The 13250-nt window shown below is 65.7% G+C and carries 11 protein-coding genes; 8 read left to right on the forward strand and 3 right to left on the reverse strand.

Annotated elements, in window-relative coordinates:
- The first annotated feature begins 30 nt into the window (after nucleotides 1-30).
- Nucleotides 31-1959: a propionyl-CoA synthetase gene (locus E1J61_RS28115; protein WP_133097209.1), complete on the forward strand. Its 1929-nt coding sequence runs from the start codon at nucleotides 31-33 to the stop codon at nucleotides 1957-1959.
- A gap of 52 nt (nucleotides 1960-2011) precedes the next feature.
- Here the strand turns inward: E1J61_RS28115 and E1J61_RS28120 are convergent, their stop codons facing one another.
- A complete protein-coding gene (locus E1J61_RS28120) occupies nucleotides 2012-2671 on the reverse strand; it encodes a GntR family transcriptional regulator (RefSeq protein ID WP_165971558.1) in 660 nt (219 codons plus the stop codon).
- Entirely contained in the window at nucleotides 2649-2816 is a 168-nt protein-coding gene (locus E1J61_RS37530; RefSeq protein ID WP_165971559.1) for a hypothetical protein, read from the reverse strand. The genes E1J61_RS28120 and E1J61_RS37530 overlap by 23 nt, the downstream gene beginning before the upstream one ends.
- Nucleotides 2817-3104: 288 nt before the next feature.
- Between E1J61_RS37530 and E1J61_RS28125 the strand changes: the two genes are divergently transcribed.
- From E1J61_RS28125 to E1J61_RS28145, 5 genes are all read left to right on the forward strand, one after another.
- Nucleotides 3105-4823 carry an NAD(P)/FAD-dependent oxidoreductase gene (locus tag E1J61_RS28125; protein WP_133097211.1) on the forward strand — a complete coding sequence of 573 codons (1719 nt, stop codon included), beginning with the start codon at nucleotides 3105-3107 and terminating at the stop codon, nucleotides 4821-4823.
- A 5-nt stretch (nucleotides 4824-4828) separates the two neighbouring features.
- Nucleotides 4829-5881 (forward strand): alcohol dehydrogenase, encoded by a 1053-nt coding sequence (locus E1J61_RS28130; protein WP_133097212.1) that lies wholly within the window; start codon nucleotides 4829-4831, stop codon nucleotides 5879-5881.
- Nucleotides 5878-6849, forward strand: a complete 972-nt coding sequence (locus E1J61_RS28135; protein ID WP_133097213.1) for an alpha/beta hydrolase — start codon at nucleotides 5878-5880, stop codon at nucleotides 6847-6849. Before E1J61_RS28130 ends, E1J61_RS28135 begins: the two co-directional genes overlap by 4 nt.
- A gap of 132 nt (nucleotides 6850-6981) precedes the next feature.
- Entirely contained in the window at nucleotides 6982-8436 is a 1455-nt protein-coding gene (locus tag E1J61_RS28140) for an NAD-dependent succinate-semialdehyde dehydrogenase (protein ID WP_133097214.1), read from the forward strand.
- Between the two features lie 58 nt (nucleotides 8437-8494).
- Entirely contained in the window at nucleotides 8495-9487 is a 993-nt protein-coding gene (locus E1J61_RS28145; protein WP_133097215.1) for an NADP-dependent oxidoreductase, read from the forward strand.
- A gap of 115 nt (nucleotides 9488-9602) precedes the next feature.
- Here E1J61_RS28145 and E1J61_RS28150 read toward each other — a convergent pair whose 3' ends face one another.
- On the reverse strand, nucleotides 9603-10829 hold the full coding sequence (locus E1J61_RS28150; RefSeq protein ID WP_207951264.1) for an MFS transporter: 1227 nt from the start codon (nucleotides 10827-10829) through the stop codon (nucleotides 9603-9605).
- A 499-nt stretch (nucleotides 10830-11328) separates the two neighbouring features.
- Here E1J61_RS28150 and E1J61_RS28155 point away from each other — a divergent pair, with 499 nt between their 5' ends.
- Together E1J61_RS28155 and E1J61_RS28160 are read left to right on the forward strand one after the other, a co-directional pair.
- On the forward strand, nucleotides 11329-12048 hold the full coding sequence (locus E1J61_RS28155) for an enoyl-CoA hydratase/isomerase family protein (RefSeq protein WP_165971560.1): 720 nt from the start codon (nucleotides 11329-11331) through the stop codon (nucleotides 12046-12048).
- Between the two features lie 3 nt (nucleotides 12049-12051).
- A complete protein-coding gene (locus tag E1J61_RS28160) occupies nucleotides 12052-13245 on the forward strand; it encodes a CaiB/BaiF CoA-transferase family protein (protein WP_133097217.1) in 1194 nt (397 codons plus the stop codon).
- Nucleotides 13246-13250 lie beyond the last annotated feature (5 nt).

Below are 13250 nucleotides of genomic sequence, written 5' to 3' on the forward strand. Positions count from 1 at the left end.
CACGCGCAACACCGGCCGGCAGCTGAAACCATGGAGACCGCTTTGACCCTGGCTATTGACACGCATCCTTACATCCAGGCGTATCGCCATTCCCTTGAACATCCGGAAGCCTTCTGGGCCAAAGCCGCGAGCGCCATCGACTGGATCCGGCCGCCCACCCGCATCTTCGATGCCGACGCGGGGGTGTATGGGCGCTGGTTCGTCGATGGCTGGTGCAATGCCTGCTACAACGCCGTGGACCGGCATGTCGCCACGCGTGGCGCACAGACTGCCATTCTCTATGACAGCCCGGTTGCCGGAGAGAAGCGCAGCATCAGCTACGCGCAGCTCCAGGATGAAGTCTCCGCCGCCGGTGCCATGCTGCAGACACTGGGCGTGCGCAAGGGCGACCGTGTGTTGATCTACATGCCCATGATTCCCGAGGCAGTGATCGCCATGCTCGCGTGCGCGCGGATCGGGGCCGTGCATTCGGTCGTCTTTGGCGGGTTTGCCGCGAAGGAGCTCGCCGCCAGGATCGACGACGCGGCTCCGCGCGTTGTGCTCAGTGCCAGCTGCGGCATCGAGACGCGCCGGATCGTGCCATACAAGCCCTTGCTTGATGAAGCGATCCGGCAAGCCAACCATGTGCCGTCGGCCTGCGTGATACTGCAGCGGCCGCAGGCCATCGCCGAACTGAACGACGGACGCGACCACGACTGGGCGGCCATGATCGAAGCCATCAGGCGCGCCGGCGGCGCCTCGGCGTGCGAGCCAATGCTGGCGACTGATCCGCTCTATATCCTGTACACATCGGGCACGACCGGGAACCCGAAGGGCGTTGTGCGCGACTGCGGGGGCTACCTGGTGGCCTTGCAATGGACCATGCGCCATCTCTACGGCGTGCGCCCCGGCGAGACCTTCTGGTGTGCCTCCGATGTCGGCTGGGTGGTCGGACACTCCTACATCGTCTACGGACCCTTGCTCAATGGCTGTACCACGGTGCTGTACGAGGGCAAGCCGGTGGGCACGCCGGACGCCGGCGCGTTCTGGCGCGTGATCTCCGACTATGGCGTGGCGGTGCTGTTCACCGCGCCGACCGCGTTGCGCGTCATCCGGCGGGAAGATCCCGAAGGCAACCAGCGCGAGCGCCATCACCTGTGCTCGTTGCGTGCCTTGTTCCTGGCCGGGGAGCGCGCAGATCCCGATACGGTGCAATGGGCGCAACGGCAGCTGGGGGTGCCTGTTATCGACCATTGGTGGCAGACCGAGACCGGCTGGTGCATCGTCGGCAATCCGGTCGTCGGCGATCGTTTGCCGCTGAAGGCGGGCTCTCCGACCGTGCCGATGCCGGGATACGCGCTCCATATCCTGGACGCGGACGGCCAGCGGCTGGGGGCAAACCGCATGGGTACCATCGCCATCAAGCTGCCCTTGCCGCCGGGCAATCTGCCCACGCTGTGGCGGGCAGACGCGCGCTTTCGCGATGCCTACCTCGGCACGTTCCCGGGGTACTACAACACGGCCGACGCCGGCTTTATCGACGAGGATGGCTATGTCTTCGTCATGGGGCGCACGGACGACGTCATCAACGTGGCTGGCCACCGCTTGTCGACCGGCGCCATGGAGGAAGTCATCGCCTCGCATGCGGCCGTGGCGGAGTGCGCGGTCATCGGCGTACGCGATGCGCTGAAGGGCGAAACGCCCTGGGGTGTGGTCGTGCTCAAGGCCAATGCGGCGGGCACGCCGGACGCCGTCGAGCAGGGGCTGGTCGCGCTGGTGCGCGAGCGCATCGGGCCGGTCGCTACGTTCAAGCGTGTCGTGGTGGTGCCGCGGCTGCCCAAGACACGCTCCGGAAAGATCCTGCGCAGCACCATGAAGCGCATCGCGGACGAGGAGGACTGGTCGATCCCGGCGACCGTCGAGGACCCTGAGGTGCTGGCCGAGATCGTGGCGGCATTCCGCCAGGTCCGCGCGACCTAGGCGGGCCTTGCTGCCACCGGCGGGGCGGCAAGGCCGTGCCCGCGGTGCGGCGTCAGCCTATGGCCTTCCTGATGGCGGTGGCACCACGCATCAGGTGCGTGCGCGTGATGGCCTCCGCGCCCGCCTGGTCGCGCTTCCACAGCGCATCGAGGATGTCGCGGTGTTCGGCGAAGGCCTGGACGCGCTGGGCTTCGGTGTAGAGCGTGAGCGTCCGCGGGAAGACGGCAAACGGGCTCAGACGGTCGAGCACGTCGACCAGGCTGGCGTTGCCGCAATGGCCCACGATCTGCCGGTGGAACTGGCGATTGAGGCGCAGCAGCTCTTCGACATGACTGTCCCAGTCCTTCATCAGCAGCTCGATGCGGTCCTGGATCTCGCCCAGTGCGTTCAGGTCGTCCGTGTTGACGCGATGCGCGGCAAGGCCGGCGGCGAAGGGTTCCAGTTGCACGCGGATTTGCAGCACTTCCGCGACCTTCTTGCCGAGGTCGGCGACCACGCGCGTTCCACTCGGCCGGGTGTCGACCAGACCATCGTCCGCCAGCCGGGTCAGCGCTTCACGCACGGGCGTGCGGCTGACGCCGAGGCGGTCCGCCAGCTTCATTTCGGTCAACGGCGTGCCCACGGGGAACTCCCCGGAGAGCAGCAGGCGTTGCAGCGCCTCATACGTTTTCTCGCGCAGCTGGGACGCTTCAGTGGGCAACGGCGATGACATCGGTAGTGGCATTCCTGGTCAGGCCGGGCGGGCGGCACATCGCCGGCCCGGGATACAGATTATCGAAGTGGTATGGAATCTTATCGAAGTTGCCCCGGGTGCGACAAGCGATGCCGTTGGCGTTGCTGCCGAAAGTGATGGCCATGCGTGCAAATGATGAAGCCAGGTCACACAGGCCCATGGACGCCGCATTCTTAATTGAATACCAAGTTTATTTGCGGTATCCTGAAAATAAATACGGTGTACAACAATCGACAAGGGTTTGCGGCACCCCGGGACCGGCCGATTCCATCAACCAGGCAGCAAAGGAGACAAGCGATATGGATCACCCATTGGCGGTAAGCGGCATGGCCGCGGCAGCGCGCGAGGCGCGCGAGGTTCCCCGGCGCCCCAGGGCGTCGGGCTTGCATGGGACCGACACGGGAGGCGCGCGATGAGCCTGCTCCGCAAGCGTGAGGTGCTGCCCGCCGTCAGCGACCGTTTCGAGAAAGATGTGGTGATCGTCGGCGCCGGCTTTTCCGGCCTCTATGCCCTGCACAAGCTGCGCGGCCTTGGCCTCGATGCCATCGCCTTCGAGCGCGGTGCCGATGTCGGCGGTACCTGGTACTGGAACCGGTATCCGGGCGCCCGGTGCGACATTGAAAGCGCCGACTATTCGTTTTCGTTCTCCGACACGCTGCAGCAGGCCTGGCGCTGGTCCGAGCGTTTCGCCACGCAGCCTGAAATCCTGGAGTACGTCAATCACGTCGCGGACCGCTTCGACCTGCGGCGCGACATCCAGTTCGATACCCAGGTAGTGCGTGCCAGCTACGATGAGGCGGCCCGGCGCTGGCAGGTGCTGACGGACAAAGGTCAGCTCGTCTCGGCGCGCTATTTCATTGTGGCTACCGGCTGCCTGTCGGTCGGCAACGTGCCCGACATCAAGGGGCGCGACACCTTTGCCGGACCCAGCTATCACACCGGCGACTGGCCGCACGAGGGGGTGGATTTCACCGGCAAGCGCGTTGCGGTGATCGGCACGGGCTCATCGGCGATCCAGTCGATCCCGATGATCGCGCAGCAGGCCGAGCGGCTCTACGTGTTCCAGCGCACGCCGAACTTCAGCCTGCCTGCGCGGAACCAGCCAATCACCGACGGCCAGGATCGTGAAATCAAGGCTGGCTATGCCCAGCGCCGCCGTACTGCCCGCTACAACTCGGGGGGCGTGAACCGTATCGACCCGACCGTCGGTGCGCTGCAGGTCTCGCCGGAAGAGCGCGAGGCGGAATACGAGCGCAAGTGGCAGGAAGGCGGGCTCAACTTCGCGTCGACGTTTATGGATTTGCGCGTCGACGCCGAAGCGAACGAGACCGCCGCGGAATTCGTGCGGCGCAAGATCCGCGGTATCGTGCGCGATCCCGGGATCGCCGAACGCCTGGTGCCGAAAGGCTACCCGCTTGCCGCCAAGCGTCCGTGCGTGGACACCGGCTACTACGAGACTTTCAACCGCGACAACGTCACGCTCGTCGACCTGCAGGCTTCGCCGATCGTCGAGATTGCGCACTCCGGGGTGGTGACGAGCGATTCCGCCTATGAGGTCGATGCCATCGTCTTTGCCACGGGCTTTGACGCCATGACCGGCGCCATCCATGCCATCGACATCGTCGGGCGGGGAGGGCTGCCGCTACGCCGGCACTGGGAGGCCGGCCCGCGTACCTACCTGGGCCTGTCGAGCGCGGGCTATCCCAACCTGTTCCTGGTGGCTACGGTGGGCAGTCCCTCGGTGCTGAGCAACATGATGACGTCGATCGAGCAACACGTGGACTGGATCGGTACCTGCATCGAAACCATGCGCGCGACCGGCGCCGACACCATCGAGGTGATGCCGTCCGCCGAGCAGGCGTGGGTCGAGCACCTGAACACGCTTGCCAATGCCACGCTCTTTCCAAGAGGAACCTCCTGGTACATGGGGGCCAATATCCCGGGCAAGCCGCGCCTGTTCATGCCATACGCCGGTGGCGTGGGACGCTACCGCCAGCTGTGCGAACGCATCGAGGCGCGCGGCTACCCCGGCTTCCGCTTCGGGCGGCCCGACGAAGACTACGCGACCGACTCCCCGGCCTCGTCGCCGGCGGCCCCTTTCGATATCGACTCCATCTACATCAAGGATTGAAAGCCATGAAGAGCTATCAGGTTACCGAGTTTGGTGCGCCGCTGGTCGAGGTGCATGCCACGACGCCGGCGCCGCAGGGCACGCAGGTATTGCTCAAGGTCGTCGGCGCGGGCATCTGCCACAGCGACCTGCATATTTGGGAAGGCGCCTATGAACTGGGCCACGGGCGCAAGAAGCTGTCGTTCGCGGACCGGGGCATGAAACTGCCGATCACCATGGGCCACGAGACCGCCGGGGAGGTGGTGGCGGTCGGGCCTGACGCCGTCGGCGTCAGGGTCGGCGACGTGCGGCTGGTCTACCCGTGGATCGGCTGCGGCGAGTGCGCGGTGTGCCGGGCGGGCGACGAGCATATGTGCCTGCAGCCGGCCTATATCGGCGTGCAGAAGGCCGGCGGCTATGCCGACCACGTCATGGTGCCGCATGCCCGCTATCTGCTGGACCTGAAGGGGCTCGACCCGGTCGCCGCCGCGCCCTACGCATGTTCCGGAGTCACGGCGTACGGGGCGCTGAAGAAGGTGCAGGATGTGTTCGCCTCGCCGATCGTGATCCTTGGCGCTGGCGGGCTGGGCCTGATGGCGCTGTCGCTGCTGCGCGCCATGGGCGGCAAGGGCGCCATCGTGGTCGATATCGATGCCAGGAAGCGGGAAGCCGCGGCCCGGGCGGGGGCGCTGGCCACGGTAGACGCCGCCGCGCCGGATGCCGTGCAGCAGGTGGTTGCCGCGGCGGGCGGGCCGGCCAGCGCGGTGATCGATTTCGTCGGCAACCCGGATACGGCGACGCTCGGCTTTGAGTGCCTGCGCAAGGGCGGCAAGCTGGTGACGGTCGGCCTTTTCGGCGGCGGCGCACCCTGGGCCCTGCCGCTGATTGCGATCAAGGCGATCACGATCCAGGGCAGCTATGTGGGTAACCTGCAGGAAACGCAGGAACTGCTGGATCTGGTGCAGGAGAAGGACATCCCGGCCATTCCCGTGACGACCGTGCGCCTGGCCCGCGTCAACGAGGCCTTGTCGGAGTTGCATGGCGGCAAACTGATTGGCCGCGCCGTGCTGACGCCATGAAGGCCGCCGGTGCAGTTGCCGCGCCCGCGGCGCGGCTGGACGAAGAGATCAGGCCTTTCCTGGCGCGCTTCGAAGTGGCGCTGCCGCAGCCCATCCACCGGATGCAGCCACAGGCTTTCCGGGCTGCCCTCGAGAACTCCGGTGCCGGCACCGGCTCACGTCCGTCCGGCATGGCGGTGGAGGACCGGATTGCGACGCACGCCGGGCGCAGCGTGCGCGTGCGGCTCTATCGGCCGGACGCGCCGGCACCATGCCGGCGCCGTGCGCTGCTGTTCTTCCACGGCGGCGGCTGGATGGTCGGCAGTGTCGACAGCTATGACGACATTGCCGCCGACATTGCCGCCAGCGCCTCGTGCACGGTGATCTCGGTCGAGTACGCGCTGGCGCCGGAGCACCGCTATCCGGCCGCGCTGCTGGATGGCGAGGCGGTGGCCGAATGGTTGTACGCCAACCTGGACGGCCTCGATCTCGATCCGGGGCGTATCGCTATCGGCGGGGACAGCGCGGGCGGGAACCTCGCCGCCGCGCTGTGCCTTGCGTATCGCGACCGGGGCCGCGCCATGCCGTTCTGTTTCCAGTGCCTGCTCTACCCGGCGCTGGATGTCGACGTGGAGCGGCCCTCGTACCGGCGTAATGCGGATGCGCCCATCCTGGGGAGGGAGACCATGATCTGGTTCCTGCATCACTACTTGGGCGAGGCATGGGCGACCCCCGATGTCTATGCCGCGCCACTGCGCGCCGAAAGCCTGGCTGGCATGCCGCCGGCCTTTGTCGCAGGCGCCGGCTTCGATCCCCTGCTGGATGAGGGCGCCGAATACGCGGCGAGGCTCGCCGCCGCAGACGTGCCATGTGAGTACCGGTTGGCGGGCGACCTGGTTCACGGTTTCCTGCGCATGCGCAACGAGAGCCGGCGGGCGCGGGCGGAATTTGACGCGGCTTGCGCGGCGCTCCATCGCGCTTTGTCGTGAACGCCGGCGTCGGTCCGGTGCATTCGTCCATGCGGCCCCGGTTGACGCATGCGCGCCGGATGCCGGCCCCATATCAATGTGTTCCATATTGCGGCGCGAGGCCATGGCCTGCGCGCCGCCGGAGAATATCAAATGAGCGTTTCGGAGTTTGAACAAAGCTATCCGGATGTCCAGCTGCTGATTGACGGAGCGTGGCGGGATGCCGCCGACGGCGCCACCATTGCCGTGGTCGACCCGGCTACCGGCGGGACCATCGGCTCGGTAGCGCGGGCAACGCGCGCGGACCTGGAGGCGGCCGCAGCTGCCGCGGAAAAAGGCTTCAGGACCTGGCGCGCGCTTGCCCCGGTCGAGCGCGCGGAGATCCTGCGCAGGGCCGCAACCCTGCTGCGCGAGCGCACGCCGCATATTGCCTGGCTGCTGACGCGCGAACAGGGCAAGCCGCTGGCGCAGGCGGCGGTGGAGATCGGCGCTTCGGCCGACATGACGGATTGGCTGGCCGAAGAGGCCAGGCGCACCTTCGGGCGCGTTATCCCCTCGCGGTCTTCCCAGGTCATGCAGCTGACGGTGAAGCTGCCGGTAGGCCCGGTGCTCGCGCTGACACCGTGGAACTTTCCCGTCAACCAGGTGGCACGCAAGCTGGCTGCCGCGCTGGCTGCCGGTTGCTCGGTGATCGTCAAGGCGCCTGAGGAAACGCCGGCGTCGCCGGCCGCGCTGGTTCAGGCCTTCCTGGATGCGGGGGTGCCGGCCGGGGTGATCAACCTGGTCTACGGCGTTCCAGCGGAGATCTCGGAGACCCTGATTCCCCATCCTGTCATCCGCAAGATCTCGTTCACCGGCTCCACGGAGGTGGGGAAACACCTGGCGGCGCTGGCTGGCCTGCACATGAAGCGGGCCACAATGGAACTGGGCGGCCATGCGCCGGTACTGATCTTCGACGATGCCGACATCGACCGCGCCATCGATATCCTGATCACCACCAAATTTCGCAACGCCGGGCAGGTGTGCGCTTCACCCACGCGCTTCCTAGTGCAAGACAAGGTCGCCGACCGCTTCTTCGATGGTTTTGTCGCCGCCGCGCGGTCGCTGCGCATCGGCAACGGGCTTGCCCCCGACACGCAGATTGGTCCGCTCGCCAATGCGCGGCGCGCACCGGCGCTGGAGGCGCTGGTCCAGGATGCCGTGGTGCATGGCGCCGAACTGATCACCGGCGGCAGCCGCCTGGGCGGAGCAGGCAACTTCTTCCCGCCTACCGTGCTGGCCAATGTCCCCCTCACCGCGCGCATTATGAACGAAGAGCCCTTCGGGCCGGTTGTGCTCTTCAATCGGTTTGCCACGCTGGACGAGGCCGTCGACGAAGCCAACCGCCTGCCCTACGGTCTTGCCTCTTACGCCTACACGCGCTCGACGGCGATTGCCCACGCCGTGGGAACCCGCGTGGAGGCGGGCATGACCACCATCAACCACAGTGGCCTGGGTTTGCCGGAAGTGCCGTTCGGCGGCGTGCGCGATTCGGGCTACGGTGAAGAGGGCGGGCCGGATGCGGTCGAGCCCTACCTGGTGAACAAGTTCATCACGACGGCAGCCTGAGCCGAGACGGCACCGGCGAGCGCAGACGCGCTCGCCTTATATCTTCCAAGGAGCAGATGTGGCAAGAGCCTGGTACCTGAAATCGCGGCCGGCGGGCATGCCGAGCCTCGACAACTTTGAACTGCGGTCGGTGGAACTGGCGCCCCTGACCAGCGGCACCATCAGGGTCAGAAACCGGTGGTTATCCGTGGACCCTTATATGCGCGGACGGATGAACGACGTAGAAAGTTATGTGCCTCCTTTTTCGCTAGATGCGCCCCTGGACGGCGCTGCGATCGGCGAAGTGCTGGAGTCGAAAGCGGAGGGCTTCGCACCAGGCGATCTCGTGTCACATCGGTTCGGTTGGCGCGACGAAATCGTGGGCCCCGCGCACACTTTCGTCAAACTTGGCAATAGCAGTGTTCCGCCACAGACATACCTCAATACGCTGGGCATGATCGGCGCCACCGCATACTTTGGACTGCTTGGCGTGGCAGCAGCGAAGCCTGGCGAAACCCTGTTCGTCTCTGCCGCTGCAGGCGCGGTGGGTTCAGCAGTGGTGCAAATCGCGAGGCTCACGGGGATGACGGTCATCGCTTCGGCTGGCGGGCCAGAGAAGTGCGCGTACGTGAAGTCGCTCGGCGCAGATGCCGTTATTGACTACAAGTCGGAAGGTGACCTTCAGGAAAAGCTTGCCGCCGTAGCGAAGAATGGCATCGATGTCTACTTCGACAATGTCGGCGGCGATCATCTCGATGCGGCGCTGGGCGTCGCTAGGCAGGGCGCCAGGGTGGCGGTATGCGGCATGATCGATATGTACAACGGCACCGAACAGGTCGCGTTGCGCAACCTGTTCCGCGTGATTTCCCATCGCATCCGCATCGAGGGCTTTATTGTCAGTGACTTCAGCCATCGCCTCGATGAATTCCGTGCGGCGATGGGGCGGTGGGTGGCCAATGAAGATGTGGTGGGGCGCGAGACCGTGATGGAAGGTCTTGAGTCCGCACCCGATGCCTTCCTTGCCCTCTTCTCCGGGCGAAATCTGGGCAAGATGCTGGTCCGGCTTCCGTGACGCGCAGCTCACGGCGCCGGGACCGGCCCCATCCTGCGGCATAAAAAAACCGGCGCTCTTGACAAGCTGCCGGTTTTTTCTTGGCGGCGCGATGCCGCTACCCAGGACCTGGCACTCAGCAGTGACTGTCCCGGCGGATATGGCGCGAAGCCAGCGCGAACAAGGCGGCCGATAGCACATAGATGCTCAGCCCGAACAGGATCGAATACTTCAGCGACTGGGAGCCGAACTGGGCGCCAAGCACGTCGGCAAGGTATCCGAACAGCAGGCTGCCGAATCCGATGCCAATCAGATTGTTGATGAAGAGGAAGCAGGCCGACGCCGTGGCCCGCATTTCCGGCGGCACCAGATGCTGGATCGAGGTGATGACCGGCCCGATCCAGAGGTAGGCCAGCGCGCTCGGCGGCAACAGCAGGATGAAGGCCACCAGCAGCGACTGGCTCAGCAACCCGATCGCGTAGAGCGGGACCACGAGGACGAACGCACAGGCCGGCAGCAAGACATAGGCGGCGGGGTTGGAGGCGCCGAAGCGGTCGCCTAGCCAGCCGCCGCACCAGATGCCGATCAGGCCCCCGACCAGCACCAGCGACCCGTAGAACATGGAGATCTGGACCAGGTCGAGCCCGAAGCTCCGGCCGAAGAACGCCGGCAGCCAGAAGAGCAGGCCATAGTTCACCATGGACGCGAACGAGGAAGCAAAGGCAATCAGCCAGAAGCTGCGCTTGCCGGCCAGCAGCCTGACGATCTGGCCGAAGCTGGTGCCGGCCTGAGGTGCCGGCGTGTGTTCGTCCTGGCCGCCACGCGCGGGTTCACGCACCGCCATGCGGAAGATCGGCGCAAAGAGGACGCCGGCCAGGCCAACCACCACGAATGCCGTGCGCCAGTCGACGGCATTCGCAATCCAGCCGCCGAGCAGGATGCCCGTGGCGGAGCCGATCGGAATGCCGAACGAGTACACCGCGAAAGCCCGGGCGCGCTGGTGCTTGGGAAAGTAATCGGTGATCAGCGCAAAGGACGGCGCGACCCCGCCAGCTTCGCCGACGCCGACGCCCATCCGGTAGAGGAAGAGCTGCCAGAAGCCGGTGGCCGTGCCGCAAAGGGCAGTAAACAGGCTCCACAACGTGAGTGAGATCGTCACGATCCAGCTCCGGCTCTTGCGATCCGCGAGCCAGGCCACCGGTATGCCGAGTGCGGCGTAGAACAGCGCGAACGCAACGCCGCCGAGCGCGCCGAGCTGCGTGTCGGTCAGCGCAAGCTCGCGCTTGATGGGAATGGCAAGGATGCCAATGATCTGCCGGTCAACGAAATTCAGCGCGTAGACCACGAGCAGCAACGCCAGCACTGTCCAGCGGTAGCTGGAGCGTAGCGGTGTGGCTGGTGACATGAGTTGTGTTGGATTAAGCATGACGTTCCCTGAGGTGTTGGTCTTTGGCGGGCCGGCCGGACCGCCGGGCGTTGAACGCGCGCAGGCACGCGTCCCGGTGCTGCAACTGCTTCTGGTTGGCTGACGGGAGTTCGTCCTTCCGCTACGGTGTGCGACCGCATACCAGAGGGATGGCGGGCCTAGTGGGCATGTGCGTCTCCTTTCGTTTGTGGTTTGATTTAGGATACAGAATAAATATTTGGGATTCAATTGATGGAATCCATCAGCGTTACAATAATTGGCTCTGAAATGACGCTGACGCCGCATAGCAGGCGCTATGTCCTATTTTTACTTGGATTTCCGCCAGTTTCCCCGGGTAAACGAGTGAGCGTGTCCTCGATATTGCCTTCGTCGATATTTGCAAATGGGATACCAAATGTGTAATCTGTATCCATTCAAACCAAGACGAGGAGAGGCTGTGTCCGAAGGAGAGGTGTCTTATGAATCGGCGCAAGGCGTGGCTCGGATCACGATCAGGCGCCCCCGGAAGAAGAACGCGGTGAACCAGTCGGTCGCGCGCGGACTTGAGCAGGCGTGGCTGCGCTTCGGCGAAAGCGAAGACCGCGTGGCGGTGATCGCCGGCGCGGAAGATTTCACGGCGGGCATCGATGTCGGCGCCCCGCCGCTGAACGCCAACTGGGCCCCCAACCTGGCGGTGCCCGTTCGCAAGCCCGTGATCGCGGCGGTCGAAGGCTGGTGCATCGGCGCCGGCATGATCATGCTGCAGCAGGTCGACCTGTGCATTGCCGCATCGTCAGCCAGGTTCCGCTATCCCGAAGCGCGCATTGGCCTGACCCGCGGCTTCGCGGTCGGGCTGGCGGCAAAGGTGCCCCACAAGATCGCCATGGAGATCCTGTTGCTCGGCCGCGTGCAGAGCGCGGAAGACATGTATCGCGCAGGGCTGGTTAACCGTGTGGTCGAACCGGGGCAGGCGCAGACGGTGGCGCTGGACTGGGCCAGGGAGATCGCCGAGGCCGATCCGCACGCGGTGTCCTATATCAAGGCTGGTGTCGATGAAACCGTGCCACGCGGCAACGCGGAACATGCCGAACGCGTGCGCTGGCTGACCGAGCAGGTGCCGGCGAACCGCCGCCTGCTGGACGGTGGGATCACGCTCGCGCACTTGAAGAGGGTGTGAGCCATGCGAAATCCTGCTGCTGAAACCACGGCGGCCCCGCCGCTGCGCGGCTTGCGCGTGCTGGACCTGACGCACTTTCTTTCCGGGCCCTTCGCCACCATGATCCTGGGCGACCTGGGCGCGGACATCATCAAGATCGAACCGCCCGGCGGCGATCCCACCCGCCAGATTCCGCCGTTCCATGACGAAGGCGTCGGCACCTTTTACTTCAGTGTCAACCGGAACAAGAAGAGCGTTGTCCTCGACCTCAAGTCGGAAGAGGGCAGGGAGGCATTCCTCAAGCTGGTCGAAAGTGCCGATGTGGTGTGCGAGAACTTCCGCCCTGGCGTACTGGACCGGCTTGGGATCGGCTACGCCGCCCTGCGCGAACGCAAGCCCGACATCGTGCTGTGCTCGATCTTCGGCTTCGAGAAGGAAGGCGAGTATGCCGGCCGTCCCGCCGTGGATACGCTGGTCCAGGCCCTGAGCGGCATCATGAGCCTGACCGGTGAGCGCGACGGCCCGCCGGCCCGCGTGGGTGTGCAGATCGGCGACACCGGTGCCGGCCTCTGGGCCGCGATCGCGATCCTGGCCGGTGTGCACGGACGCAATGCCGATGGCAAGCCCCGCCATGTTGAAGTGGCGCTTTTCGATGCGCAGTTGAGCCTGCTGGTCTGGCAGGCGCAGGACTATCTTACCCACGGCACGGTTTATACCCGCATGGGTACACGCCATGCCACCCTGCCGCCCAGCCAGGCATTCGAATGCGCCGACGGCCGCCATGTCTATGCGACACCGAGCGCGCTGCCGCACTGGTGGAGGGCCTACTGCGAAGCCTTGCACCTGCCCGGGCTTGCGCAGGATCCGCGTTTCGCGGACCTGGCGCTGCGCCAGCGCAACCGCGACGAACTCGAGTCCATCCTGCTCGCGCAATTCGCCAGCCATCCCTCCGCCTACTGGATCGACCGCTTCAGTACCCACGACGTGCCCGCCGCCCTTGTGCAAAGCGTCGACGAGGCCTTCGCATTCCCGACCGTCGCGCGCCGCAACATGGTGGTGTCGGTGCAGGAGCCCAACGGCAGGGTCACGCGCATGGTCGGCAACCCCATCAAGACCGGGGCGGCCGAGCACTTTACCGCCCCGCCCGCGTTGGGCGAGCACACCACCGAGGTCCTGCGGCACGCCGCAGGCGGCCAATCCAGTGCCCAAGGACGATGAACATC

This window comes from Cupriavidus sp. L7L, from assembly GCF_004353535.1.
GTDB classification, from domain to species: Bacteria; Pseudomonadota; Gammaproteobacteria; order Burkholderiales; family Burkholderiaceae; genus Cupriavidus; species Cupriavidus oxalaticus_A.

Excerpts from the sequence above, each read along its gene's own strand:
- E1J61_RS28140 (WP_133097214.1), top strand. The coding sequence starts at position 6,982 with ATGAGCGTTTCGGAGTTTGAACAAAGCTATCCGGATGTCCAGCTGCTG.
- E1J61_RS28135 (WP_133097213.1), top strand. The coding sequence starts at position 5,878 with ATGAAGGCCGCCGGTGCAGTTGCCGCGCCCGCGGCGCGGCTGGACGAA.
- E1J61_RS28125 (WP_133097211.1), top strand. The coding sequence starts at position 3,105 with ATGAGCCTGCTCCGCAAGCGTGAGGTGCTGCCCGCCGTCAGCGACCGT.
- E1J61_RS28115 (WP_133097209.1), top strand. The coding sequence starts at position 31 with ATGGAGACCGCTTTGACCCTGGCTATTGACACGCATCCTTACATCCAG.
- E1J61_RS28160 (WP_133097217.1), top strand. The coding sequence starts at position 12,052 with ATGCGAAATCCTGCTGCTGAAACCACGGCGGCCCCGCCGCTGCGCGGC.
- E1J61_RS28120 (WP_165971558.1), bottom strand. The coding sequence starts at position 2,671 with ATGTCATCGCCGTTGCCCACTGAAGCGTCCCAGCTGCGCGAGAAAACG.
- E1J61_RS37530 (WP_165971559.1), bottom strand. The coding sequence starts at position 2,816 with ATGGCCATCACTTTCGGCAGCAACGCCAACGGCATCGCTTGTCGCACC.
- E1J61_RS28130 (WP_133097212.1), top strand. The coding sequence starts at position 4,829 with ATGAAGAGCTATCAGGTTACCGAGTTTGGTGCGCCGCTGGTCGAGGTG.